The sequence below is a fragment of the Burkholderia sp. Bmkn7 genome, assembly GCF_041103175.1.
In the GTDB taxonomy this organism is placed as follows: Bacteria; Pseudomonadota; Gammaproteobacteria; order Burkholderiales; family Burkholderiaceae; genus Burkholderia; species Burkholderia cepacia.
The window spans coordinates 1,793,220-1,818,085 of record NZ_JBGCUH010000003.1 but is presented as its reverse complement, the minus strand read 5'-3'; the positions used below and the strand labels follow the sequence as shown (position 1 = coordinate 1,818,085).

Here is a 24,866-nt window from a genome sequence, read left to right as displayed (position 1 = left end):
GCTCACGCGGGCCGCGGCGGCCGCGCGTGCGGGTCGGGCACGCCGCCCGGCGCCGGCCCCGGGACACCCGCCGCTTGTGCGCCGGCCGGCCGGTGCGCGGCGATCAGCGACGCGAGCGACACGTCGAAGCGATCGCTCGACAGCACCGCGAGCAGCGCCGCGCCATCGACATGGCTGCGGCGTCGCTGCAACTGGTAGGTCAGCTCCGTGCGGTCGATCACCAGCACGTCGAACAACTGCGCGAGCGTCAGCTGCTCCGGGTTCGCGAGCAGGATGTAGCGCGGCGTGGTCTCGCCGCCGCCGTCCAGCCGCGCGATCCATTCCCGCTCCTCCATCGTCGTCAGCAGGCGCTGCGCGGTTTCCATGTCGCAGCGCAGCATGGTCGCGAGCCGCATCGCCGTGTAGCCGCGCTTGCCGGCCGTGCGCGCTTCGGCCAGCCGCGCGAGCATTTCCAGTGCGTCGAGCAGGTCGCTGCCCGGATAGTGGATGCGGTGGAACTGGCCGACGCGGATCGCCGGCAGCGCGGAGGCCACCATCGCGCCGAGCAGCGCGATGAACCAGCTCAGGTACACCCACAACAGGAAAACGGGCAACGCCGCGAACGCACCGTATACGGCCGTATAGGTCGGAATGCGCCGCACGTAGTAGCCGAAACCGCGCTTCGCGAGCTCGAACGCAATTGCCGCGAACAGCCCGCCGATCACCGCATCGCGCCACGCGACCGTGCAGTTCGGCAAGTACACGTACAGCAGCGTGAACGCGAGCACCGCCAGCGGCAGCGACACGAGCGCCAGCAGCCATTCGACGATCGACGTGGACGACCCGGCGCCGGTAAACGCGAGCGACTGCGTGAACAGGTACGACGAGATCGACAGGCTCACACCGAACAACAGCGGGCCCAGCGTGATCAGCGCCCAGTACGCGAGCACGCGCTGCGCGAACGGTCGCGGCTTGCGTACCCGCCAGATCAGGTTGAACGCCGACTCGATCGTCATCATCGTCATCACCGATGTGACGACGAGCACGATCAGGCCGGCCGTCGTCAGCCCCTTGGCCTTCGACGCGAACTGGTTCAGGTACTTGAATATCTGGACGTTGAACTGCGCGGGCATCAGGTGATCCGCGAGGAATCCCTGCAGCGAGATCTGGAACGACGCGAACATCGGGAACGCGGTGAACAGCGCGAACGCGACCGTCACGAGCGGCACGAGGGCCAGCATCGTCGTGAACGTCAGGCTGCCCGCCACTTGCGGGATGCGATCCTCGGCGCTGCGCCGGGCCGCGAACTGCGCCAGGCGCTTGAGGGTGTCGAGATCGACGCTCAACTTCGGCAAACGGCTTCTCCTTCTTGATACCGCGCGCCCGGTGGCGCGCCGCCGCCGCGCTGCGCGACGGCTTCAGCCCCTATAATAGCCGCTCGATTCCAGCAGGGGCCGACTGCACCGGGCACGCGCGCGGCCGCACGCGGTTCCGTCGTCCATGAAAGACATCCTCGTTCTCTATTACAGCCGTCACGGCGCCACGCGCGATCTCGCGCTAGCGATCGCGAACGGCATCGACAGCGTGCCGGGCATGCAGGCCCGCATCCGCACCGTGCCGCCCGTGTCGACCGTCTGCGAAGCCACCGCCCCCGACATTCCCGCCGACGGCCCGCCGTACGCGGAACTGCGCGATCTCGAGGAATGCGCGGGCCTCGCGCTCGGCTCGCCGACCCGCTTCGGCAACATGGCCGCGTCGCTCAAGTATTTCCTCGACGGCACCACGCCGCAATGGTTGTCGGGTGCGCTGACCGGCAAGCCGGCCAGCGTGTTCACGTCGACGGGCAGCCTGCACGGCGGCCAGGAATCGACGTTGCTGTCGATGATGCTGCCGCTGCTTCATCACGGCATGATGATCGTCGGGATCCCGTACACGGAATCCGCACTCAGCACGACGCGTACCGGCGGCACGCCGTACGGCGCCTCTCACGTCGCGCAGCACGACCACTCGGCCGCCGGCGGCCTGTCGGCAGACGAAAAGGCGCTCGCGGCCGCGCTCGGCGTGCGGCTCGCCCGCGCGGCGGCGGCCCTCTCCAGCGCCCGGGCCGCCGAGGCCGCATGAACGCCCCCGCCCGTCCCGCCGTCACTGCCCGGCCGCGCTACGCGCTGATTGCCGCCGCATGCCTCGTCGCGCTGATCGCGCTGTCGCTCGCGTGGGAGCTGCGGCTCGCGCCGCTGCGCCCGGGCGGCTCCGCGCTGATGCTCAAGGCGATACCGCTCGCGCTCGCGCTGCCCGGCGTCTGGCGGCGTAACATCTATACGATGCAGTGGGCGAGCATGCTGATCCTCGTCTATTTCGCCGAAGGCGTCGTGCGCGGCATGTCCGATCGCGGGCTGTCCGCGACGCTCGGCTGGTGCGAAACCGCGCTCGCCGTCGGTTTCTTCGTGACGGCGCTGGCATACGTCGCGCCGTTCAAGCGCGTGGCGAAAAAGTCGCGCGCCGCGTCCTGAACCTTACGCGACAAGGTGATGATGTCCTCCGAAGCTTTCGTTTCCGCGTGCCGCGATGCGATCGGCGCCGATCATGTGCTGACCGACCCGCACGATACCGAACCGTTCCTGACCGACTGGCGCCGCCGCTACAAGGGTGCCGCGTGCGCGGTGCTGAAACCCGCGAACACGGCCGAGGTCGCCGCCCTCGTCAAGCTGGCCAACGCACACGGCATCGCACTCGTGCCGCAAGGCGGCAACACCGGCCTTGCCGGCGGCGCCACGCCCGACGCGAGCGGCAGCCAGGCCGTGCTGAGCGTCGCGCGCCTGAACCGCGTGCGCGCGCTCGATCCGCACAACAACACGATCACCGTCGAAGCCGGCGTGATTCTCGCCGACGTGCAGGCACGTGCCCGCGAAGGCGGCCGGCTGTTCGCGCTGAGCCTCGCGGCGGAAGGCAGCTGCACGATCGGCGGCAACCTGTCGACCAATGCCGGCGGCACCGCGGTGCTGCGCTACGGGAACGCGCGCGAGCTGTGCCTCGGGCTCGAGGTGGTGACGCCGCAGGGCGAGATCTGGGACGGCCTGCGCGGACTGCGCAAGGACAACACGGGCTACGACCTGCGCGACCTGTTCATCGGCGCGGAAGGCACGCTCGGGATCATCACGGCGGCCGTGATGAAGCTGCATCCGCTGCCGGCCGCGCAGGTCACGGCACTCGCCGCGCTCGAATCGCCGCACGCGGCACTCGATTTCCTCGCGCTCGCGCAGCGCGCGGCCGGGCCGCTCCTGACCGGCTTCGAGCTGATGTCGGATTTCTGCATGCAGCTGGTCGGCAAGCACTACCCGCAACTGCGCTACCCGTTCGCGCAGACGCACGCGCAAACGGTGCTGCTCGAACTGTCCGACAACGAAAGCGAAGCGCATGCGCGCGCGCTGTTCGAGAAACTGATGGAGGAAGCGTTCGAGGCCGGGCTCGTGGTCGACGCGGTGGTCGCGGAGAATCTCGCGCAATCGCGCGCGTTCTGGGATCTGCGCGAGCACATCCCGCTCGCACAGGCCGACGAGGGGCTCAACATCAAGCACGACATCGCGGTGCCGATTTCGTCGATCGCGCGCTTCATCGACGAAACCGACGCGGCGATCCAGCAGGCCGCGCCGGGCGCGCGGATGGTCACGTTCGGCCATCTCGGCGACGGCAACCTCCACTACAACGTGCAGATGCCCGAAGGCGGCGATCCGAAGGCGTTCCTCGCCGCGTTCCAGGCGCCGATCAACCGGATCGTCTACGACAACGTGCACCGCCACCACGGCACGATCAGCGCGGAGCACGGCATCGGCCAGCTGAAGATCGACGACGCGCAGCGCTACAAGTCGCCGGTCGAAACGACGCTGATGCGCACGCTGAAGGCCGCGCTCGACCCGCGCGGCCTGATGAATCCCGGCAAGGTCCTGCGCTGAAGCCGCCCACTCCGGAGCTCCGCCCGTGAAAATCCGCGTCCTGTCCGACCTGCACCTCGAAAGCAACCAGCCCGACGCGATCGCGCATGCCGACGCGGATCTCGTCGTGCTGGCCGGCGACATCCACAATCACGCGGAAGGCCTGCGCTGGGCGGCCGAAACGTTCGATCCCGCGGTACCGGTGATCTACGTGCCAGGTAACCACGAGTACTACGACGGGGAATTCGGCGCGCTGGAGACGGCGATGCGCGACGCGGCGCAGGCGCTCGACAACGTGCATTACCTGAACAACGACGTCTACGTCGATCCCGGGCAGCGGTTCCGCGTGCTCGGCACGACGCTCTGGGCCGATTTTTCGCTGTTCGGTACCGACGAAGCCAGCCTCGCGGGTGCAATCGACGCCGGGCTGCGCGTGATGCTCGATTTCAAGGGCTTGATCCAGGTGACCTGGCCGCATGACGCGGCGCTGCATGCGGCGCCGGGCACGCCGGAACGGGATTTCTCGCCGGCCGACGCGATCGCGCTGCATCGACGCAGCCGCGCATGGCTGGAAACGCAACTCGCGGCGCCGTTCGCGGGCCGGACGATCGTCGTGACCCATCATGCGCCGCACCGGCGCTCGCTGGCGCAGCGCTACGCGGACGATCTTGCATCGGCGGGATTCGTCACGGACATGGCGGAACTCGTGCAGCCGCCGGTGGATCTGTGGCTCCACGGCCACACGCATACGTCATTCGACTATGTGGCGGACGGTGGCACACGCGTGGTATGCAATCCGCGCGGCTACATCCACCGGCGCACCGGCGAACGGGAAAATACCGCGTTCACGTGGGACAAGGTCGTCGAGCTCGGCTGAACGCCGGCCCTCCCGGCCGCATTGCACGGCCTTTTCGCGCGACCTTGTCGCCCCGGAGCGTGACCGCGGATCAGCGGCCGGGGCGGCGCGGCTCGCGCACCCGTACCGGCACCGGCTTCATCTGCGCCTTCGCCTTCATCGCGCGCAGCAAGTCGCGGGTCGCCGCGGCGGCGGCCGCCGCGCCCAGCAGGACTCCAAGGCCGATCATCAGGTGCGTATCCATCGCTACTCCGGGGTTGCGTATCTCGTTAATTCCCACAGTATCAAACTGTCTGACACGCGTTCGTAAAAAAATGTTGCGTGAAGGACAAATCTCGTCAGATCGCCGCCAACCGCGCGGTCATGTCGCACGCGTGTACTGTTCGAGCGCGGCTTCGTCGGCTGCCAGCGTGGCCGGCAACTCGTCGCGCAGGAAATCGACCCAGGTACGGATTTTCGCGTCGAGGTACTGACGCGACGGATACAGCGCGTAGATGTTCATCACGTGCGACCGGTATTCGGGCATCACGCGCACGATGTGCCCGCTGCGCAACCAGCCGAGCGCCGAATAGAGCGGCAGGCCGCCGATCCCCATCCCTTCGCGCACGGCCACGGCGAGCGCCTCGGCGACGTTCACGCGAAACGGCGGCGCCGTGATCGGGACGACTTCGTCGCCGTTCGGCCCCGCCAGCGCCCATTCGTCGAACTGAAAGCCCGGCGCGACCATCCCGAGGCATACGTGCTGCGCGAGATCCGCGGGCCGCTGCGGCACGCCGTTCGCCTCGACGTAGCCGCGCGACGCGCACACCACGCTGTAGCTCTCGCCGAGCCGCTGCGACACGAGCCCCGAATCCGGCAGGTCGCGGCCGACGACGATCGCGACGTCGTAGCCCTCGTCGAGCAGGTCGGGCATCCGCTGCGCGAGCGTCAGCTCGACGTGCACGTCCGGGTAGCGCTCGCGATAACGCGCGATGGCCGGCACCAGGTAGTGCTGGCCGAGGCTCGTGAAGCAATGCACCTTCAGCTTGCCCGACGGGCGCGCGTGCGCGTCGCCCGCCTCGGCTTCGGCCTGGTCGACATACGCGAGGATCTGCTCGCAGCGCTGCAGGTAGCGCTCGCCGGCTTCGGTCAGTGCGATCCGGCGCGTCGTCCGGTTCAGAAGGCGCGTGCGCAGGTGCGCCTCGAGATCCGAGACCGCGCGCGACGCGTAGGCAGTGGTCGAATTCATCTGCTGGGCGGCCGCGGTAAAGCTTCCCGCGTCGACCACGCGGACGAATACCCGCATGTTTTGTAACGTATCCATCCCATTACCCGTTTGAATCCGGACGGATTGTTGCACAGAGGCGAACAAGTATTGTCTCAGGATTCGTAAAAATGACTTGCACCCTTGTCCGTATATTCAGGAATCGCTGAAAAATATAATCGCATCCGACTCATCTATATCCGAAAGGGAGAAAATCGTGCAGTCTCCGGCGACAAAAGGGACGCTCGCACTGGCGGTTCTTGCAGTCTCATTAATAATGGCCGGGTGCGCGAGCATGGGCGACAACAAGCCGCAGTCGGCCCGCATCGAAGCGAACGCGCTCGATGCCGGCGCGGCGATCCGCGCGGCCGACCGTGACGCGGGCTGGCCCGCGGCCGACTGGTGGCGCGCCTACCGCGATCCGCAGCTCGACACGTGGATTGCTGCCGCGCAGGCCGGCAACCCGACGCTCGCGGCCGCCGAGGCCCGCGTGCGCGAAGCGCAGGCGATGGCGCGCGTGGCACGCTCGGCCGAGTTGCCGCAGATCAACGGCAACCTCTCGCTGATGCGCCAGCACTGGCCGGACAACGTCTATTACGGCCCCGGCCCGCTCGCGAACACCGATACCTGGAACAATACCGGCACGCTTGGCCTGTCCTACCACCTCGACCTGTGGGGCAAGGACAAGAACGCGACCGAGCGCGCGCTCGACACCGCGCACGCGACCGCCGCCGACGCACGCGCGGCGAAGCTCGAACTCGAAGTCAACGTCGTGCGCGCGTACGTCGGCATGTCGATGAACTACGCGCTGCTCGACCTCGCGCACGAAACGTTCGAACGCCAGCGCTCGCTCGCCGATCTCGCGCGCAAGCGGCTGCAGGCTGGCCTCGGCACGCAGCTCGAGGTGAGCCAGGCGGAATCGACGCTGCCCGACTATGAGCGCCAGATCGACAGCTACGAGGAAGCGATCCAGCTCGCGCGGCATCAGCTCGCCGCACTGGCCGGCAAGGGCCCGGGCGCCGGCGATGCGATCCAGCGGCCTCGGCTGTCGCTCGACGCACCGGCCGGCTTGCCGTCGGCGATGCCGGCCGACCTGCTCGGCCGCCGCCCCGACGTCGTCGCGGCACGCTGGACGGTCGACGCGCAGGCGCGCGGCATCGACGTCGCGAAGGCTTCGTTCTACCCGAACATCGACCTGCTCGCGACGGTCGGCGGCTTCGGCGTGACCGCGCCGTTCACCGACTTCCTGCGCGCGATGAACGGCGGCTGGACGGCCGGCCCCGCGCTGTCGCTGCCGATCTTCGAAGGCGGCCGGCTGCGCGCGCAGCTCGGCGCGGCGAATGCCGGCTACGACCAGGCGGTCGAGCAATACAACCAGACGATCGTCGGCGCGCTCAAGGACATCGCCGACCAGGTCGTGCGGATCCGTTCGCTCGATACGCAGAAGAAGGACGCCGCGCGCTCGGTGGCCGCCAACGACCGCAGCTATCAGCTGTCGCGCGAAGGCTTCCGCCGCGGGCTGACCGACTACGTCAACGTGCTGGTCGCGCAGCAGCAATTGTTGCGCGCGCAGGAAACGGCCGCCCGCATCGATGCGGAACGCCTCGCCGCGCACGCTCAGTTGATGGCCGCGCTTGGTGGCGGCGTCGAGACGGGCACGGACGTGCCTCCGGCGGGCAGCCATCGGCCGCATGGCGAATCCGCCGCGGGCGCAGCCGCGCCGGCCGCCGCGTCGGGTGCGAAACCCGTGGCAGCCGCCGCCCGGCCCGCGCAGGTCGCGGCCGCCGGTGCGTCCGGCGTGCCGGCCGCACGGTAACCCGGAGCGACGCCATGTCAGCCTCCTCCCCCCTCTCCCCGACCACCGGCGGTCCGTTCGCGGCCTGGTATGCCGCGTTCGGCGACTGGGCCCGCACCGACGGCGCCGCGTGGCTCTACCTGTTCAAGGCGCTGCTCGCGGCCTTCATCGCGCTCGGCGTGTCGATGCGGCTCGACCTGCCGGCGCCGAAAACGGCAATGACGACCGTCTTCATCGTGATGCAGCCGCAAAGCGGCGCCGTGCTCGCGAAAAGCTTCTACCGGGTCGCCGGCACGATTTTCGGGCTCATCGCGACACTCACGTTCGTCGGGCTGTTCCCGCAGCAGCCGCAGCTGTTCCTGCTGGCGATCGCCCTGTGGATCGCGCTATGCACCGCCGGCGCCGCGCGCAACCGCAACTTCCGCAGTTACGGCTTCCTGCTCGCCGGTTATACGACCGCGCTGATCGGCCTGCCCGCGTCGCAACACCCGGATGGCGCATTCATGAGCGCGATGACGCGGGTCTCCGAAGTCATCATCGGGATCGTGTCGGCCGGCGTCGTCAGTGCGCTCGTGTTTCCGCGGTATACGGGCGAGCAGATGCGCACGACGGTGCGCAAGCGCTTCGGCAGCTTCGTCGACTACGTCGCGTCGGCGCTGTCGGGCCAGCTCGACCGCGCGCACATCGAGACCATCCATACGCGCTTCGTCGCCGACGTGGTCGGCTTCGAGGCCGCGCGCAGCATGGCCGTGTTCGAGGATCCGGACACGCGCATGCGCAGCGGCCGCCTCGCGCGGCTGAACAGCGAGTTCATGAGCGCGTCGAGCCGCTTTCACGCGCTGCACCAGCTGATGAACCGGCTGCACGCGGCCGGCGCGCAGGCGGCGATCGACGCGATCGAGCCGTATTTCCGCGAGATCGCGCCGCTGCTCACGCGCGATGGCGAACCCGTGCGCACGTCGATCGACGCCGCGCACTCGGCCGAACAGCTGCTCGCGTGGCGCGACGCGCTGCCGCGCCGGATCCGCGCGACGCGCGCGGAACTCGAAACGCAGCCCGACTTCCCGCTGCTCGACTTCGATACCGCCGCCGAACTGCTGTACCGCTTCATCACCGACCTGCAGGAATACGCGGCGACCTATGCGTCGCTCGCGACCGCGACGCACGAGCGCGAACGCTGGATCGAACGCTACGAGCCGCGCACCAACAAAACGGCCGCCACGATCGCGGGGATCCGCACCGCGACGGTGATTCTTGCGCTCGGGTGGTTCTGGATCGAGACCGCGTGGCCGAGCGGCGTGATGCTGGTGCTGAACGCCGCGGCGACCTGCGCGCTCGCGTCGTCGGCGCCGCGCCCGACCGCGATGGCCGCGCAGATGGGGATGGGCACGGCGCTGGCCGTTTGCACCGGCTTCCTGCTGACGTTCGGCATCTACCCGCGGATCGACGGCTTCGTCCTGCTGTGCGCGGCGCTCGCGCCGTTGCTCGCGATCGGCATCTACATGACGCTGAAGCCGAAGCTCGCGGGCTACGGCGCGGGCTATCTGATCTTCTTCTGCTTCCTCGCCGGCCCCGACAGCATCACGCACTACGATCCGACGAGCTTCATGAACGACGCGCTCGCGCTCCTGTTGTCGATGCTCGTCTCGGCGATCGCGTTCGCCGTGCTGTTCCCGCCGACCGCGCCGTGGCTCAAGAAACGCCTGTTCGCCGACCTGCGTCACCAGGCCGTCGCGGCCTGCCACGCGCGGCTCGCCGGACTGCGCACGCGCTTCGAGAGCGGCGCGCGCGACCTGATGTACCAGGCGCACACGCTGTCGGCCGACCAGCCCGACGTGCAGCGCGACGCGCTGCGCTGGATGTTCGCGGTGCTCGAAACCGGGAATGCGGCCATCGATCTGCGCCACGAACTGGCAACGCTGCCGTCCGACCCGCGCTACGCGCCGACGACGCCGTGGCGCCGCGCGATCGAGACGATGCGCGCCGCGCTGTCGTCACTGTTCGCGCGGCCGGACGCCGAACGTTTCGATGCAACGCTCGCCGCGGTGAACGATGCGATCGACGCGACCCGGCAGACGCTCGACGCATTCACGCCGACGCGCGACGAACGCCACCGGCTGCAGCGCATCCTGAGCCATCTGCATTTCGTGCGCACGGCACTGCTCGATCCCGAATCGCCGCTCGCCGCGCTCAACCGCAACCGCCCCGTGCGTCCCCAACCAGGAGCCTCGTCATGATGCCGCGTGAAATCGCCATTCTCGATGCCTACATGCCCACGGTGGTGCTGATGTTCGTCCTCGGCGCGCTCGCGACCTGGGCCGTCGACCGCCTGCTCGCCTATACGGGCCTCTACCGTCTCGTCTGGCACCCGTCGCTGTTCCGGGCCTGCCTCCTCGTCTGCATTTGCGGCGGACTGAGTCTTGCCGTTTACCGTTGATTCCGAACCATCATGATTCTCAGAAAACTCTTCGGCTTCGTCGCGACCGCCGTCATCCTTCTCGTCGCGATCCTGATCGGGCGCTCGCTGTGGGTGCACTACATGGACGATCCGTGGACGCGCGACGGGCGCGTGCGCGCCGAGATCGTCAACGTCGCGCCGGACGTGTCGGGCGCGATCGTCGAACTGCCCGTGCATGACAACCAGCTCGTGAAAAAGGGCGACCTGATCATGCAGATCGACCCTTCGCACTACCAGATCGCGGTCGAGCAGGCGCAGGCGGCCGTCGCCGCCCGCCGCGCGGAACTGCAGATGCGCCGCGACGACGCGGCGCGCCGCGCGGATCTCGATGCGCTCGTCGTGTCGAAGGAAAACCGCGAGAACGCCGCGCACAGTGCGTCGAGCGCCGATGCGCAGTACCAGCAGGCGATCGCCGCGCTCGATGCCGCGAAGCTCAACCTCGAGCGCACGCGCGTCGTCGCGCCGGTCGACGGCTACATCACGAACCTGCAGACGTTCAAGGGCAACTACGCGGTGGCCGGCCAGGCGAAGCTCGCGATCGTCGACAGCCACTCGTTCTGGGTCTACGGCTACTTCGAGGAAACCAAGCTGCCGCGCGTGAAGATCGGCGCGCCGGCCGAAATGCGGCTGATGAGCGGCGGCGTGATGAAGGGCCACGTCGAAAGCATCTCGCGCGGCATCTACGATCGCGACAACCCGCAAAGCCGCGACCTCGTCGCGGACGTGAACCCGACCTTCAACTGGGTGCGCCTCGCGCAGCGCGTGCCGGTGCGCATCAGGATCGACGAAGTGCCGGCCGACGTGGTGCTGTCGGCGGGTACGACCTGCACGGTCATCATCGATCCGGACAAGCAGAAGAAGTCGTAACGTCTGAACGGTCGGCAGCGCTCAGGCCGCGATACGAAAGCGCCCGACCAGCGACTTCAAGGCCTGCGCCTGCTCGTCGAGCGCATTCGCCGCGGCGGCCGCCTGCTCGACGAGTGCCGCGTTCTGCTGGGTGCCGGCGTCCATCTGCGTGACCGCGCGGCCGATCTCGTCGATGCCCGCGCTCTGCTCGTCCGATGCGGCGGAAATTTCACCGATGATGTCGGTCACGCGCTTGACCGCCCGAACGACGTCGTCCATCGTGCGGCCCGCATCATGCGCGAGCGCCGCACCGTTCGCGACTCGCTCGACCGACGCGCCGATCAGCGCGCGGATCTCCTTCGCCGCGGTCGCCGCGCGCTGCGCGAGCAGGCGGACTTCACCCGCGACCACCGAGAAGCCACGCCCCTGCTCGCCCGCGCGGGCGGCCTCGACCGCCGCGTTCAACGCGAGAATGTTGGTCTGGAACGCGATCCCCTCGATCGTGCCGATGATCTCGCGGATGTTCTTCGCGCTGTCGTCGATCTCGCTCATCGTCGCGACGACGCGCCCGACGACTTCCCCGCCCGTCTCCGCAACGGCCGAAGCATTGGCCGCGAGCGCGCTCGCCTGCCGCGCGTTCTCGGCGTTCTGCCGTACGGTCGACGTGAGCTGCTCCATGCTGGCCGCGGTGCGCTCGAGCGCGACGGCCTGCTGCTCGGTACGCCTGGACAGATCGAGATTGCCGGTGGAAATCTCGCCCGACGCGGCCGCGATCGCCTCGGCACTGACGGCAATCTCGCCGACGGTCGCCGCGAGCCCCGTCTGCATCTCGGCCAGCGCACGCACCATGCTGTCGCGGTCGTGCCGGCCCAGCGTAATTGGTCGCGTCAGGTCGCCGCGCGCGATGTCCGCGGCAATCGCCTTCGCATGCGCGGGCTCGCCCCCGAGCTGCGACGCGAGACGGCGCACGACGCGCTCCGCGATGACGATCGCGAGCACGATCAGCGCAACCGTCATCGCCGCGATCATCGCGAACGACGACGAGAAAATGGTGGCGGACGCATCGAGCGTCGCCTTCGACTTCGCGCCGCGTGTCTTCACGAGTTCGGCGACCAGTTTTTCGAGCTTGCCGGTTTCGACCAGCAGCGACACGTCCTGCGTGCCGACCTGCCAGCTCATCTGCGACAGGTCGAGCGGCTGTGCCCGCACGAGCGCGACGAAATCGCGCAGATGCGCGCTCCACGCGCCGACCGCCGTCGAGAATGCGCGCAGCCGCGCCGAATCGTCGACGTCGGCCGGATCCGCGTAGCGCTGCAGCGTGCCGAGCGCCTGGCCGATCGACGCGAGCCCCGCGCCCACCTCGGCGCCCAGCTCGTCGCGTTCCTTCGCGGTGGTCGCGGTCAGCAGCATCTTCTGGGCACGGCTCGCGCGCAGCACTTCGGCCCGAACCTCCTCGGCCGCGCGGCTCGCGACGTGACCCTGCTCGTAGACGGACGCGATCGACGCATTCAGCCGGCTGATCTGCCAGAGCGAAAACATGCCGATCGCCAGCGTGCCGGCGAGCAGGATCGCGAATGCGGCGCGCAACGTCGCCTTGACGGTCCACGGCCGGCGCTCGCGACGCGCCGCCCGCGGGCGCCGGGCGGCGCGACCGGCGGCGACGTCGGGTGCGGCGGCGACCGCACCGGGCTGTGGACGCAAAGATGCTGCTTTCATCGATATATCCCCGTATTGATCACGCGGCCGGAAAGGTCGGTCCCGGCGTACCCGCGATGGCTGGCCATGCCGCGCGTCCTGCGCCCGCACGGCGGATAGCCGGTGCCGGGCGCGGCGCGCCAGTTGTCATTGGGTCGTTCTACGGCCGCCACCGCCGTTTCTTGAGTCCGGTAAACCACGCACCGGCCCCGGGCGCCCGCCCCGCTTGCGGGCGGGCGTGCCGCCTGCGTTATACCCGGCCAAAAAAGCGGGCATCGGGCGATCCGTCGGATGAATGTCCGATTCACGATAAAACTTGTCCGGACATTCCCGATACGCCACATTACACTTCTTTGACGCAGCAACGATTCAAGACGCGCCGATCCCCAGCAGAGCGCGCCCGCCACCTCAACTCGTTCAGCTCTCACATGGAAACCAGCCTCGACACCGGCTCCGCCGGCGCAGCCGCCACCCAGCCTTCCGCGCCACCCGTCGCCCGCACCGTCTACCCGGTGCTCGGCGCGATCAGCTTCTCGCACATGCTCAACGACATGATCCAGTCGTTGATCCTCGCGATCTACCCGATGCTCAAGAGTCAGTTCGCGCTGTCGTTCGCGCAGATCGGCCTGATCACGCTCACCTACCAGATCACCGCGTCGCTGCTGCAGCCGCTCGTCGGCCTCTATACGGACAAGCGGCCAAAACCGTATTCGCTGCCGGTCGGCATGGGTTTCACGCTCGCCGGGCTGCTGCTGATGTCGGTCGCGCCGAATTTCCCGATGCTGCTGGTGGCCGCGGCGCTCGTCGGCTGCGGCTCGTCGGTGTTCCATCCCGAATCGTCGCGCGTCGCGCGGATGGCGTCGGGCGGTCAGCACGGGCTCGCGCAGTCGGTGTTCCAGGTCGGCGGCAACGCGGGTTCCGCGCTCGGGCCGCTGCTCGCCGCGCTCGTGATCATTCCGCACGGCCAGCACAGCATCGCGTGGTTCTCGGCAACCGCACTCGTCGCGATGATCGTGCTCACGCAGATCGGCCACTGGTACAAGAAGCATCCGTCGATGAAGAAGAAGGCCGCGGCGGCCGGCCATCCGACGCTGTCGCGCGGCCGCGTGATGGGCGCGATCGGCGTGCTGGTGCTGCTCGTGTTCTCGAAGTATTTCTACCTCGCGAGCATCAACAGCTATTTCACGTTCTACCTGATCGACAAGTTCCACCTGTCGGTGCAGGCCGCGCAGATCCACCTGTTCGTGTTCCTCGCGGCCGTGGCGGCGGGCACGCTGATCGGCGGGCCGGTGGGCGACCGGATCGGCCGCAAGTACGTGATCTGGGTATCGATCCTCGGCGTCGCGCCGTTCACGCTGCTGCTGCCGTACGCAAACCTGTTCTGGACCAGCGTGCTGACCGTGATCATCGGCATCGTGCTCGCGTCGGCGTTCGCCGCGATCCTGGTCTACGCGACGGAGCTGATGCCCGGCAAGGTCGGGATGGTCGCGGGCCTGTTCTTCGGCTTCGCGTTCGGCCTCGGCGGTGTCGGCGCGGCCGTGCTCGGCCAGCTCGCCGACGCAACGAGCATCACGTTCGTCTACAAGGTGTGCTCGTTCCTGCCGCTGATCGGCGTGCTGACGGTGTTCCTGCCGAACCTCGAAAGCAGCCGGCGCAAGAAGGCGTGAAAAAACGGCCGCGGCGCGCCTGCCGGCGCCGCGGCCGTGATGCTCCGATCGACGGGATCGACGGCGGCTTCAGGCCGCCGTCGTCGCGTGCAGCGTCAGGAAACGCTTGAGGATGCCGGACGAATAGCTGCTCGCGATCGCCGACAGGAAGTGCGAGAACGACTGCGTCGCGTGGTCGTCGGCCGTATCGGAGATCGTGCGCACGAGCGCGAACGGCACGTCGTGCTCCGCGCACACCTGCGCGATCGCGGCCCCTTCCATTTCGACCGCGAGCGCATCCGGCAGCGCATCGCGCAGCGCGACGACCTCGCGCTCGCTCGACACGAAGCGGTCGCCGCTGATGACGAGCCCGGCGTGCAGCGTCGCGCCGGCCAGGCTGAAGCGAGCGGCGAACTGCGCCCCCTCTTCCGCGACGAATTGCGTGCACGCGGCCCGCAGGCGCGCGGTCAGTGCGGCGTCGGTCGCGAAACGCGTGATGCCGAGCAAAGGCACCTCATAGCGCGGAAACAGCGGCGACGCGTCGAGATCGTGCTGCAGCAGCGTATCGGCCACGACGACATCGCCGACGCGCACCGTGCGCGACACACCGCCCGCGACGCCGGTGAACACGATGCCCGACACGCCGAACACGTGGATCAGCGCGCTGACCGTCGCGGCGGCCGCGACCTTGCCGACCCGCGCGAGCGTCACCACACAGGCCGCGCCGTGCACGGTACCGACGTGATAATCGCGGCGGCCGAGCGTGACCGTCTTCATCGCGCCGTCGGCGCGCATCGCGGCGATCAGGTCGCCGAGTTCCTCGGGCAGCGCGGCCAGGATGCCGAGCGGTCGAATCGAAGCGGTACCCACCCTGTCGATGCCCGTCATTCCACCGCCTGCAGTTTCGCGACCGCGAGCGCGAGCCACTTCTCGCCGTGCCGCTTGAATTTCACCTGTGCCTTCGCATCGGTGCCGTTGCCTTCGAGCGCGGTGACCGTGCCTTCGCCGAACTTGGTATGGAACACCTGCTGGCCGACGCGGAAACCGGTATCGGCGGCACGCTGCTTGTTCGCGAACGCCGGCAGCGGCGCGGACACGGCCGCATCGACGATCTGCTCGCGACTGCCGCCGCCCGGCCGCGCGAACCAGTCGCGCCCGTACCCGGCGTTGTCCGACCGGCCACCCCAGCGCGAACCGGCCTCGACCTTTGGCGTCAGCCACTTGAGCACGTGTTCGGGCAACTCGTCGAAGAAGCGCGAGCGCACGTTGTAACGCGTCTGGCCATGCAGCATCCGGCTCTGCGCGAACGACAGGTAGAGACGCTCCTTCGCGCGCGTGATCGCGACGTACATCAGCCGGCGCTCTTCCTCGAGGCCGTCCGATTCGAGCACGCTGTTCTCGTGCGGGAACAGCCCTTCCTCGAGGCCCGTGATGAACACGGCCGAGAATTCGAGCCCCTTCGCCGCGTGCACCGTCATCAGCTGCACGGCATCCTGGCCGGCCTGCGCCTGGTTGTCGCCGGCCTCCAGCGACGCATGCGACAGGAAACCGGCGAGCGGCGTCATCGTGTCGGGGTTCTGTGCCGGGTCGGCAGGCGATACCGGGTCGAGCACGTCGACCGCCTGGTCGTCCGCCGCGGTGCCGAGCTCCGGGGCCGCGATCGCGCCCGCGCGCAGCGGAATCGAACGGGCCGGCGTGTCGAGCCCGTAGCCCTCCTCGGCGATGAACGCGGTGGCCGCGTTCACGAGTTCCTGCAAGTTCTCGAGACGGTCCTGGCCTTCGCGCTCGCCCTGGTAGAAATCGGCGAGACCGCTGGCGCGCACGATGTGCTCGACGGTGTCGGGCAGGTTCATGTGCTGCGTGTCGGCCCTCATCTTCGCGACCAGGTTCGCGAACCCGCCGAGGCTCGTGCCGGCCTTGCCCGTCACGTACGGAATCGCGGCGGCCATCGAGCAGCCGTACAGGCGCGCGGCGTCGGCGAGCTGCTCGATCGAGCGCGCGCCGATTCCGCGGGTCGGGAAGTTCACGACGCGCACGAACGCGGTGTCGTCGTTCGGGTTGTCGATCAGGCGCAGGTACGCGAGTGCGTGCTTCACTTCCTGGCGTTCGAAGAAGCGCAGGCCGCCGTACACGCGGTACGGAATGCCCGACGACATCAGCGTATGCTCGATCGAGCGCGACTGCGCGTTGCTGCGGTACAGGACGGCCACTTCGCTGCGCGCCATCCCGGTGTTGATCAGCGAGCGGATCTCCTCGACGATCCAGCCGGCTTCCTGCGAATCGGTGCTCGCCTCGTACACGCGCACGGGCTCGCCGTGGCCCGCGTCGGTGCGCAGGTTCTTGCCGAGGCGGTGCGCGTTGTTCGAGATCAGCTGGTTCGCCGCGTCGAGGATGTTGCCGTGCGACCGGTAGTTCTGCTCGAGCTTGATCAGGTTGCGCACACGGAATTCGTCTTCGAAGTCGCGCATGTTGCCGACGTTCGCGCCGCGGAACGCGTAGATCGACTGATCGTCGTCGCCGACCGCGAAGATCGCGTTCTGGCCGCCCGCGAGCATCTTGAGCCACGCGTACTGCAGCTTGTTGGTGTCCTGGAACTCGTCGACGAGGATATGCCGGAAGCGCGCCTGGTAGTGCGCGCGCAGCGGCGCGTTGTACGCGAGCAATTCATAGCAGCGCAGCAGCAGCTCGGGGAAATCGACGACGCCCTCGCGCTGGCACTGCTGGTCGTATGCCTGGTACAGCTCGACGAACTTGCGGTTGAAGTTGTCGGTCGCGTCGACCTTGTCGGGACGCAGCCCCTGCTCCTTCGCATTGTTGATGAAGTACTGGACGTTCTTCGGCGGGTACTTCTCGTCGTCGACGTTCGCCGCCTTCATCAGCCGCTTGATCGCGGACAGCTGGTCAGCCGTGTCGAGGATCTGGAAGGTCTGCGGCAGGCCGGCGTCGCGCCAGTGCGTGCGCAGCATCCGGTTGCACAGGCCGTGGAACGTGCCGATCCACATCCCGCGCGTGTCGATCGGCATCATCGCCGACAGGCGCGCCATCATCTCGCGCGCGGCCTTGTTCGTGAAGGTCACGGCGAGCACGGTGGGCGGCGATGCGTAGCCCTGCTGGATCAGCCACGCGATGCGCGTGATCAGTACGCGGGTCTTGCCGCTGCCCGCCCCTGCGAGGATCAGCGCCGGTTCGTTCGGCAACGTGACGGCGGCGAGTTGTTCGGGGTTCAGATTGGCGAGCAGGTCGGGCATGGAGCGGCAGCGAACGGGCGAGAAAAATGCGGACCCGACATTATAAGTCGGCCGGACGATGCCGTTCCCGATCCGTTCGACCGCCCGTCGCGGGTACGTTGCCGACACGTGGCGGCCGCGTCGCGACGGACCCGCGCCGGCAAGGCGATGGCTGGTCGATGTGCATCCATTTATAATTGTCGGATTCGGCATCCAATTCACGCATTTTTCGGCAGATTTCCAACATGAGCGACAACACGCTTGCGAAGAGTTTCGAGCCCCACACCATCGAGTCCCATTGGGGGCCGGAGTGGGAAAAGCGCGGTTACGCGGCCCCGGCATTCGATCCGGCCCGCCCCGATTTCTCGATCCAGTTGCCGCCGCCGAACGTGACGGGCACGCTGCACATGGGCCACGCGTTCAACCAGACGATCATGGACGGCCTCGCCCGCTACCACCGGATGCTCGGCGAGAACACGCTGTGGGTGCCCGGCACCGACCACGCGGGGATCGCGACCCAGATCGTCGTCGAGCGCCAGCTCGACGCGCAGGGCGTGTCGCGCCACGACCTCGGCCGCGAGAAGTTCGTGGAGCGCGTGTGGGAATGGAAGGAAAAATCCGGTTCGACGATCACCGGCCAGGTGCGTCGCATCGGCGCGTCGACCGACTGGTCGCGCGAATACTTCACGATGGACGACAAGATGTCGGCCGCTGTGCGCGACGTGTTCGTCACGCTTTATGAACAGGGCCTGATCTACCGCGGCAAGCGCCTCGTCAACTGGGATCCGGTGCTGTTGACCGCAGTGTCGGATCTCGAAGTCGTGAGCGAAGAGGAAAACGGCCACCTGTGGCACATCCGCTACCCGCTCGTCGACGGCTCGGGCTCGCTGACCGTCGCCACCACGCGCCCCGAGACGATGCTCGGCGACGTCGCGCTGATGGTCCATCCGGAAGACGAGCGCTACGCGCACCTGATCGGCAAGCTCGTCACGCTGCCGCTGACGGGCCGCGAGATCCCGGTGATCGCCGACGACTACGTCGACCGCGAGTTCGGCACGGGCGTCGTGAAGGTCACGCCCGCGCACGACTTCAACGACTACCAGGTCGGCCTGCGCCACAACCTCGCGCCGATCGAGATCCTGACGCTCGACGCGAAGATCAACGACAACGGCCCCGAGCAGTATCGCGGCCTCGACCGCTTCGACGCGCGCAAGGCGATCGTCGCCGACCTCGACGCGCAAGGCTTCCTCGACTCGGTGAAACCGCACAAGCTGATGGTGCCGCGCGGCGACCGCACGGGCGTCGTGATCGAGCCGATGCTGACCGACCAGTGGTTCGTCGCGATGACGAAGCCGGCGCCGGAAGGCACGTTCAATCCCGGCAAGTCGATCACGGAAACGTCGCTCGACGTCGTGCGCAACGGCCAGATCAAGTTCGTGCCGGAAAACTGGACGACCACCTATTACCAGTGGCTCGAGAACATCCAGGACTGGTGCATCTCGCGCCAGCTGTGGTGGGGCCACCAGATTCCCGCGTGGTACGGCGAGAACGGCGAGGTGTTCGTCGCGCGCAACGAGGAAGAAGCGCGCGCGCAGGCTGTCGCGAAGGGTTACACGGGCGCACTGAAGCGCGACGAGGACGTGCTCGACACGTGGTTCTCGTCGGCGCTCGTGCCGTTCTCGTCGCTCGGCTGGCCGAACGAAACGCCTGAACTGAAGCACTTCCTGCCGTCGTCGGTGCTCGTCACGGGCTTCGACATCATCTTCTTCTGGGTCGCCCGGATGGTGATGATGACCACGCACTTCACGGGCCAGGTGCCGTTCCATACCGTCTACGTGCACGGCCTCGTGCGCGACGCGGAAGGCCAGAAGATGTCGAAGAGCAAGGGCAACACGCTCGACCCGATCGACATCGTCGACGGCATCGACCTCGACACGCTGGTCGCGAAGCGCACGACGGGCCTGATGAACCCGAAACAGGCCGCGACGATCGAGAAGAAGACGCGCAAGGAATTCCCGGACGGCATCGCCGCGTTCGGCACCGACGCGCTGCGCTTCACGATGGCGTCGATGGCAACGCTCGGCCGCAACGTGAACTTCGACCTCGCGCGCTGCGAGGGCTATCGCAACTTCTGCAACAAGCTGTGGAACGCGACGCGCTTCGTGCTGATGAACTGCGAAGGCCACGACTGCGGCAGCGACAAGCCGGAAGTCTGCGGCGCGGGCGATTGCGGCCCGGGCGGCTACCTCGACTTCTCGGCGGCCGACCGCTGGATCGTGTCGCTGCTGCAGCGTACCGAGGCCGACATCGCGAAGGGCTTCGCCGATTACCGCTTCGACAACATCGCAAGCAGCATCTACAAGTTCGTGTGGGACGAATACTGCGACTGGTATCTCGAACTCGCGAAGGTGCAGATCCAGAACGGCACGCCGGAACAGCAGCGCGCCACGCGCCGCACGCTGCTGCGCGTGCTCGAAACGGTGCTGCGCCTCGCCCACCCGATCATCCCGTTCATTACCGAAGCGCTCTGGCAGAAGGTCGCGCCGCTCGCGGGCCGCTATCCGCAAGGCAAGGCCGACGGAGAAGCGTCGCTGATGGTGCAGGCGTACCCGGTCGCGAACCTGCAGAAGATCGACGAGGTGTCCGAACAGTGGGCGGCCGACCTGAAGGCGATCGTCGACGCGTGCCGCAACCTGCGCGGCGAGATGAACCTGTCGCCGGCAACCAAGGTGCCGCTGCTTGCCGCCGGCGATGCCGAGCGCCTGCGCTCGTTCGCGCCGTACGTCCAGGCCCTCGCGCGCCTGTCGGAAGTGCAGATCCTCGCGGACGAAGCGGCGCTCGACAAGGAAGCGCATGGCGCGCCGATCGCGATCGTCGGGCCGAACAAGCTGGTGCTGAAGGTGGAAATCGACGTCGCGGCCGAACGCGAGCGCCTGTCGAAGGAAATCGCGCGCCTGACGGGCGAAATCGCGAAATGCAATGCGAAGCTCGGCAACGAGGCTTTCGTCGCGAAAGCGCCGCCGGCGGTGGTCGAACAGGAGCAGAAGCGCGTCGCGGAATTCCAGAGCACGCTCGAAAAACTGCGTGCGCAGCTCGATCGGTTGCCTGCGTAACAAAGGGTAAGGTTGTTTGCGTTCACTATAATGCGGGCGTGAACATAAACCGTCTGACAAGTCGATTACAGAAATAAAGGTTCGATCATGTTGAAAGTCACCAAGGCGGTATTCCCAGTTGCCGGCCTCGGCACGCGCTTCCTGCCGGCAACGAAGGCAAGCCCGAAGGAAATGCTGCCGGTCGTCGACAAGCCGCTGATCCAGTACGCGGTCGAGGAAGCGATCGCCGCCGGCATTACCGAGATGATCTTCGTCACCGGGCGCAGCAAGCGCGCGATCGAGGACCATTTCGACAAGTCGTACGAAATCGAGGCCGAACTCGAGGCGCGCGGCAAGGAGAAGCTGCTCGAACTCGTGCGCAGCATCAAGCCGAGCCATGTCGACTGCTTCTACGTGCGCCAGCCGGAAGCGCTCGGCCTCGGCCATGCGGTGCTGTGCGCGGAAAAGCTCGTGGCGGACAACCCGTTCGCGGTGATCCTCGCCGACGACCTGCTCGACGGCAACCCGCCCGTGATGAAGCAGATGGTCGACGTGTTCGACCACTATCACAGCTCGGTGATCGGCGTCGAAGAGATCCCGCCGTCGGAGACGAAGTCGTACGGGATCGTCGACGGCAAGGAGTGGGAGGAGTCGATCGTCAAGATGTCGGCGATCATCGAAAAGCCGGCGCCGGAAGTCGCACCGTCGAACCTCGGCGTGGTCGGCCGCTACATCCTGAAGCCGAGGATCTTCGAGCATCTGCGCGCGCTGAAGCCCGGCGCGGGCGGCGAACTGCAGCTCACCGACGCGATCCAGGCACTGCTCGCCGATGAACAGGTGCTGGCCTACAAGTACCAGGGCACGCGCTACGACTGCGGCAGCAAGCTCGGCTACCTGAAGGCGACGGTCGAATTCGCGCTGCGCCACGCGGAAGTCGGCGCGGAATTCGACGCGTACCTGCGCTCGCGCAACGGCGCACACCCGGCCGACTGAACACGGCAGGGCACAAGGGCTCACTCCGGTGAGCCCGCCCTCACCTCACCGGCCGGCGCTCAGCGCGCTTCGGCCGGCTTCACCGAGACGACGCCCGGCATCCCGCCCGCGTCGTCTTTTTTCGTCTTGACGAGCCAGCCGTTGCCCGCGTCGAACGGCATCTTCGCGAGCGCGCTCTTCACGAGCGCCGGCGCGGCCTGCTGCGTGCCCGGCTCGCGATCGCGCAGCGACGCCGTCACGCGATAGACGTCGGCCCCCGACTTCGCGTCGACGAACCGCAGCGTCAGCACGTGGCGGTATACCTTTCCGGCGAACGGCAGCGCGAGCGGCGACGGCCCGTCGACGGTCACGCATGCGCTGCTCGCCGCACCGCACTGGTCGGCGACGGCCGCGACCGCCGTCGGCTGCGTCGCGTAGGCGACCGACAGCCGGTAGCGCGCGTCCTTGAGGGGTTTCGCATCGAAGCCGCGGTGCGCGAGTTCGTCGCGCACGAGCGTCTCGATCTGCCGGTATTCGGCATCGTTGGCCTGCGCGGCCGTCCGCACGAAATCGTAGCCGTGTGCATCGGATGCGAACGCGTTCGGCTGCCCGACCGCACTCACGCCGCTCGTCACGCCGGCGCAACCCGTCAACAGCGACGCCGCCAGCGCGGCCGCTGCCCATTCCTTTCTCATGGCTTTCCCCAAATGCCTGCCGTCGTGCCCGGCCCTGTCAGGCGGACGGCTCGTCGATCGCGGGCAGCGACACCGTCACCGCGGTGCCGACACCCACCTCGCTGTCGACCGACACGCTGCCCCCATGGCGCGTGACGACCGTCTTCACGAATGCCATGCCGAGCCCGGAGCCCGAGATTTCGGGCCGCTCGCCGGCATGGAACCGCTTGAAACGCTCGAACAGATGCCGCTGATCTTCCGGCGCAATGCCGTACCCCTGATCGCGAATCGTACAGAACATCCGCTTCGACGCGTGCTCGACCGCCAGCGTACACGTGATCACGGTATCGGACGGACTGTATTTGACCGCATTGTTCAGCAGGTTCACGAACGCGCGCGTGATCAGCGAGCGGTCCGCGCGCACCCAGCACATGTCGGTGCCGACGTCGGTATCGACGCGGATGTGCTTCGCCTGCGCCTGCGGCCACACCTCGTCGCTGGCATCGATCAGCACGTCGACGAGGCTCGTCACTTCGAGCTGGTACACCTGCGACTCCGCGCGCGCCAGCTGCACGAACTCGTCGGCCAGCGACAGCGCGCGGTGCGCATAACGCTCGATCCGCGCGAGCAGCCCGCGCATCGCATCGGTTTCGGCGCGGTCGCGCTCGATTTCGACGAGCGCGAGAATCGACGACTGCGGCGAGCGCATGTCGTGCGACAGCAGGTGCAGCGCTTCCTCGCGCTGCCGCTCGGCCGCATGCAGTTCGGTCACGTCGACGAGACCGGCGATCCAGCCCGTCACGCGGCCCTGCGCGTTCGTGCAGGCCGCGTAGCGTAGCAGATGGTCAAGCCCGTCGCGATCGCGCACCTCGATGCCGCGCGCCATCGCGTCGTGCTCGGCCTCGAGCGTCGGGTCGAGCACGGCCGGCCAGTGCTCGCGGATCGCCGCGTCGTGTTCGGCGTTACCGTCGACGGTCTTCATGAACGTCAGCTCGCCGAGCGCGGTGCGCAGCGGCCGCCCTTCCGGCAACGGCAGCGACAGGCGCGACCCGTAGCGCTTGGCCGCATGGTTCGCAATCAGCACGGTGCCGGCCAGGTCGGTCACGAAGATCGGCTCGGGCATGCTGTCGAGGCTGTCCCACACGAAGCGCTTCATGTCCTGCACGCGCTGCGCGGCTTGCGCCATCAGCGCCATCTGCCGCTCGAGCACGTCGCCGCCGACGCTGCGCGTGCGCGGCGCCTCGGGCAGCAGGTGCGGCTCGTCGGCGAGCCGCTGCAGCTCGCGGCGCAGGTACGACATCGTCATTTCCAGGCGCCGCCAGTTCCAGATCGGGTAGACGGCGACCAGCCCGAAGACCGCGGGCGCCGGCGACAGCCAGATGCGCGCCTCGAACAGCAGCGCCATGCTCGCGACGACGGCGAGCCCGGCAAGGCTCAGCGTGAGCAGCAGCGCGCGCCACGGCGACAGCATCAGGAAGCCGCCCAGCAGCACGGCGAGCGGCAGCAGCGACGCGGCGAACAGCCCGGTGCGCGACGCGGGCGAGATCGCGCTGCCGGTCGCCAGCATGTCGAGCACGTTGGCATGGATATACACACCGGCGAGCGGCCCGAACTCGCCGGACACGGGCGTCGCGAAGCGGTCGTACAGCCCCGACGCCGTCACGCCGACGACGACGATCTTGCCGCGCAGCGCGTCGGGCTTCACACGCCCTTCGAGCACGTCGTCGAACGACAGCGTCGGATACGCGGGCGTGTTGCGGCTGAACGGGATCAGGTAGCGGCCCTCGCCCGCCGCATCGCGCGACAGGTCGTGCGCGTTCCCGCCCGGCACGCCGCCGACCGGATGCAGCCGGCCGCCCTGGATCGCGCGATACACGGGCACCATCAGTTGCGGCCAGCGCACGCGGCCGTCGCTTTCGAACAGTGCGACGCTGCGGACGATACCGTCGCGGTCGACTTCGAGGTTGATGTGGCCGAGCCCGACCGCGCGCGCCGCGAGCGCGGCCACCGGCGGATCGACCGCGCGCGTGCCGTCCGCCTGTTCAGGGCTCAGCAGCACGGGCAGGAAGGTCGGCACGCGGCTCATCGCGTCCGCGAACGCGCGATCCTCCGCGGACGGCTCGGTGAACAGCACGTCGTAGACGACGGCAGCCGGCTGCGCGCGCGCCAGCGTGTCGAGCAGCCGCGCGTGCACGTCGCGCGACCACGGCCAGCGGCCGAGCGCGGACACGCTCTGGTTGTCGATGTCGACAACCACCACGTCGGGCGACAGCGGCAGGCTGCGCAGCATCAGCAGCCGGTCGTAGATCAGGCCATCGACGCTCGTCGACAGGCGGCCGAGCGCGCACGCGAGGATCACCGCGATCCCGAGGCAGCCGATCGCGATCCATTCGATCAGGAAGCGGCGGCCGAGGCGCCGCCGCGGGGAAACGGAGTCGGGTTTCATGCGCCGCG

General features: G+C 68.1%; 19 protein-coding genes. 11 read left to right on the top strand and 8 right to left on the bottom strand.

Features of this window, described 5'->3' with window-relative positions:
• Positions 1-2: 2 nt before the first annotated feature.
• Positions 3-1,334, bottom strand: a complete 1,332-nt coding sequence (locus AB3K92_RS29940) for a YihY family inner membrane protein (RefSeq protein ID WP_021160808.1) — start codon at positions 1,332-1,334, stop codon at positions 3-5.
• A gap of 145 nt (positions 1,335-1,479) precedes the next feature.
• On the opposite strand from AB3K92_RS29940, the gene wrbA reads away from it, so the two are divergent.
• Genes wrbA through AB3K92_RS29920 form a run of 4 tightly spaced genes read left to right on the top strand, consistent with a single transcriptional unit; the run spans position 1,480 to position 4,785 of the window.
• Positions 1,480-2,100, top strand: coding sequence for an NAD(P)H:quinone oxidoreductase (wrbA, locus tag AB3K92_RS29935; protein WP_060074034.1), 621 nt, complete (start codon positions 1,480-1,482; stop codon positions 2,098-2,100).
• A complete protein-coding gene (locus tag AB3K92_RS29930) occupies positions 2,097-2,489 on the top strand; it encodes a DUF2069 domain-containing protein (RefSeq protein ID WP_369466465.1) in 393 nt (130 codons plus the stop codon). The genes wrbA and AB3K92_RS29930 overlap by 4 nt, the downstream gene beginning before the upstream one ends.
• 18 nt (positions 2,490-2,507) lie before the next feature.
• The gene (locus tag AB3K92_RS29925) at positions 2,508-3,929 is read left to right on the top strand and encodes an FAD-binding oxidoreductase (RefSeq protein ID WP_369466464.1); all 1,422 of its coding nucleotides are present in this window, start codon (positions 2,508-2,510) and stop codon (positions 3,927-3,929) included.
• A 25-nt stretch (positions 3,930-3,954) separates the two neighbouring features.
• Positions 3,955-4,785, top strand: a complete 831-nt coding sequence (locus tag AB3K92_RS29920) for a metallophosphoesterase (RefSeq protein ID WP_059555302.1) — start codon at positions 3,955-3,957, stop codon at positions 4,783-4,785.
• 70 nt (positions 4,786-4,855) lie between these two features.
• Here AB3K92_RS29920 and AB3K92_RS29915 read toward each other — a convergent pair whose 3' ends face one another.
• Both AB3K92_RS29915 and AB3K92_RS29910 read right to left on the bottom strand, forming a co-directional pair.
• Positions 4,856-5,008, bottom strand: a complete 153-nt coding sequence (locus tag AB3K92_RS29915) for a hypothetical protein (protein WP_006476208.1) — start codon at positions 5,006-5,008, stop codon at positions 4,856-4,858.
• Between the two features lie 117 nt (positions 5,009-5,125).
• Positions 5,126-6,067 carry a LysR family transcriptional regulator gene (locus tag AB3K92_RS29910; protein WP_042975805.1) on the bottom strand — a complete coding sequence of 314 codons (942 nt, stop codon included), beginning with the start codon at positions 6,065-6,067 and terminating at the stop codon, positions 5,126-5,128.
• Positions 6,068-6,224: 157 nt separating this feature from the next.
• Between AB3K92_RS29910 and AB3K92_RS29905 the strand changes: the two genes are divergently transcribed.
• From AB3K92_RS29905 to AB3K92_RS29890, 4 genes are read left to right on the top strand one after another with little or no spacing between them, the layout of a single operon-like run.
• Positions 6,225-7,823 (top strand): efflux transporter outer membrane subunit, encoded by a 1,599-nt coding sequence (locus tag AB3K92_RS29905; RefSeq protein WP_226287506.1) that lies wholly within the window; start codon positions 6,225-6,227, stop codon positions 7,821-7,823.
• A 14-nt stretch (positions 7,824-7,837) separates the two neighbouring features.
• On the top strand, positions 7,838-10,039 hold the full coding sequence (locus AB3K92_RS29900; protein WP_226287505.1) for an FUSC family protein: 2,202 nt from the start codon (positions 7,838-7,840) through the stop codon (positions 10,037-10,039).
• Entirely contained in the window at positions 10,036-10,239 is a 204-nt protein-coding gene (locus AB3K92_RS29895; protein WP_011351756.1) for a DUF1656 domain-containing protein, read from the top strand. The genes AB3K92_RS29900 and AB3K92_RS29895 overlap by 4 nt, the downstream gene beginning before the upstream one ends.
• A 12-nt stretch (positions 10,240-10,251) precedes the next feature.
• Entirely contained in the window at positions 10,252-11,127 is an 876-nt protein-coding gene (locus AB3K92_RS29890; protein ID WP_014897260.1) for an HlyD family secretion protein, read from the top strand.
• A gap of 21 nt (positions 11,128-11,148) precedes the next feature.
• Here the strand turns inward: AB3K92_RS29890 and AB3K92_RS29885 are convergent, their stop codons facing one another.
• Positions 11,149-12,822, bottom strand: a complete 1,674-nt coding sequence (locus AB3K92_RS29885) for a methyl-accepting chemotaxis protein (protein WP_021160814.1) — start codon at positions 12,820-12,822, stop codon at positions 11,149-11,151.
• 407 nt (positions 12,823-13,229) lie between these two features.
• Between AB3K92_RS29885 and AB3K92_RS29880 the strand changes: the two genes are divergently transcribed.
• A complete protein-coding gene (locus AB3K92_RS29880) occupies positions 13,230-14,468 on the top strand; it encodes an MFS transporter (RefSeq protein WP_369466461.1) in 1,239 nt (412 codons plus the stop codon).
• A gap of 69 nt (positions 14,469-14,537) precedes the next feature.
• Here the strand turns inward: AB3K92_RS29880 and AB3K92_RS29875 are convergent, their stop codons facing one another.
• Together AB3K92_RS29875 and AB3K92_RS29870 are read right to left on the bottom strand one after the other, a co-directional pair.
• Positions 14,538-15,335: a 5'-methylthioadenosine/adenosylhomocysteine nucleosidase gene (locus tag AB3K92_RS29875; RefSeq protein WP_048025567.1), complete on the bottom strand. Its 798-nt coding sequence runs from the start codon at positions 15,333-15,335 to the stop codon at positions 14,538-14,540.
• Positions 15,332-17,695, bottom strand: a complete 2,364-nt coding sequence (locus tag AB3K92_RS29870; RefSeq protein WP_059620627.1) for a UvrD-helicase domain-containing protein — start codon at positions 17,693-17,695, stop codon at positions 15,332-15,334. Before AB3K92_RS29870 ends, AB3K92_RS29875 begins: the two co-directional genes overlap by 4 nt.
• Positions 17,696-17,919: 224 nt before the next feature.
• Between AB3K92_RS29870 and AB3K92_RS29865 the strand changes: the two genes are divergently transcribed.
• Together AB3K92_RS29865 and galU are read left to right on the top strand one after the other, a co-directional pair.
• Entirely contained in the window at positions 17,920-20,787 is a 2,868-nt protein-coding gene (locus AB3K92_RS29865) for a valine--tRNA ligase (RefSeq protein WP_059620628.1), read from the top strand.
• Between the two features lie 87 nt (positions 20,788-20,874).
• Positions 20,875-21,759, top strand: a complete 885-nt coding sequence (gene galU / locus AB3K92_RS29860; protein WP_059620629.1) for a UTP--glucose-1-phosphate uridylyltransferase GalU — start codon at positions 20,875-20,877, stop codon at positions 21,757-21,759.
• Between the two features lie 59 nt (positions 21,760-21,818).
• Here the strand turns inward: galU and AB3K92_RS29855 are convergent, their stop codons facing one another.
• Together AB3K92_RS29855 and AB3K92_RS29850 are read right to left on the bottom strand one after the other, a co-directional pair.
• Complete coding sequence (locus AB3K92_RS29855; protein ID WP_027787730.1) at positions 21,819-22,433, bottom strand: DUF4136 domain-containing protein; 615 nt, start codon at positions 22,431-22,433, stop codon at positions 21,819-21,821.
• A gap of 37 nt (positions 22,434-22,470) precedes the next feature.
• Positions 22,471-24,858, bottom strand: coding sequence for a CHASE2 domain-containing protein (locus AB3K92_RS29850; RefSeq protein WP_059620630.1), 2,388 nt, complete (start codon positions 24,856-24,858; stop codon positions 22,471-22,473).
• Positions 24,859-24,866: the final 8 nt, after the last annotated feature.

Excerpts from the sequence above, each read along its gene's own strand:
- AB3K92_RS29895 (WP_011351756.1), top strand. The coding sequence starts at position 10,036 with ATGATGCCGCGTGAAATCGCCATTCTCGATGCCTACATGCCCACGGTG.
- AB3K92_RS29870 (WP_059620627.1), bottom strand. The coding sequence starts at position 17,695 with ATGCCCGACCTGCTCGCCAATCTGAACCCCGAACAACTCGCCGCCGTC.
- AB3K92_RS29855 (WP_027787730.1), bottom strand. The coding sequence starts at position 22,433 with ATGAGAAAGGAATGGGCAGCGGCCGCGCTGGCGGCGTCGCTGTTGACG.
- AB3K92_RS29880 (WP_369466461.1), top strand. The coding sequence starts at position 13,230 with ATGGAAACCAGCCTCGACACCGGCTCCGCCGGCGCAGCCGCCACCCAG.
- AB3K92_RS29890 (WP_014897260.1), top strand. The coding sequence starts at position 10,252 with ATGATTCTCAGAAAACTCTTCGGCTTCGTCGCGACCGCCGTCATCCTT.
- AB3K92_RS29915 (WP_006476208.1), bottom strand. The coding sequence starts at position 5,008 with ATGGATACGCACCTGATGATCGGCCTTGGAGTCCTGCTGGGCGCGGCG.
- galU (WP_059620629.1), top strand. The coding sequence starts at position 20,875 with ATGTTGAAAGTCACCAAGGCGGTATTCCCAGTTGCCGGCCTCGGCACG.
- AB3K92_RS29925 (WP_369466464.1), top strand. The coding sequence starts at position 2,508 with ATGATGTCCTCCGAAGCTTTCGTTTCCGCGTGCCGCGATGCGATCGGC.
- AB3K92_RS29865 (WP_059620628.1), top strand. The coding sequence starts at position 17,920 with ATGAGCGACAACACGCTTGCGAAGAGTTTCGAGCCCCACACCATCGAG.
- AB3K92_RS29875 (WP_048025567.1), bottom strand. The coding sequence starts at position 15,335 with ATGACGGGCATCGACAGGGTGGGTACCGCTTCGATTCGACCGCTCGGC.
- wrbA (WP_060074034.1), top strand. The coding sequence starts at position 1,480 with ATGAAAGACATCCTCGTTCTCTATTACAGCCGTCACGGCGCCACGCGC.
- AB3K92_RS29930 (WP_369466465.1), top strand. The coding sequence starts at position 2,097 with ATGAACGCCCCCGCCCGTCCCGCCGTCACTGCCCGGCCGCGCTACGCG.
- AB3K92_RS29900 (WP_226287505.1), top strand. The coding sequence starts at position 7,838 with ATGTCAGCCTCCTCCCCCCTCTCCCCGACCACCGGCGGTCCGTTCGCG.
- AB3K92_RS29910 (WP_042975805.1), bottom strand. The coding sequence starts at position 6,067 with ATGGATACGTTACAAAACATGCGGGTATTCGTCCGCGTGGTCGACGCG.
- AB3K92_RS29885 (WP_021160814.1), bottom strand. The coding sequence starts at position 12,822 with ATGAAAGCAGCATCTTTGCGTCCACAGCCCGGTGCGGTCGCCGCCGCA.
- AB3K92_RS29850 (WP_059620630.1), bottom strand. The coding sequence starts at position 24,858 with ATGAAACCCGACTCCGTTTCCCCGCGGCGGCGCCTCGGCCGCCGCTTC.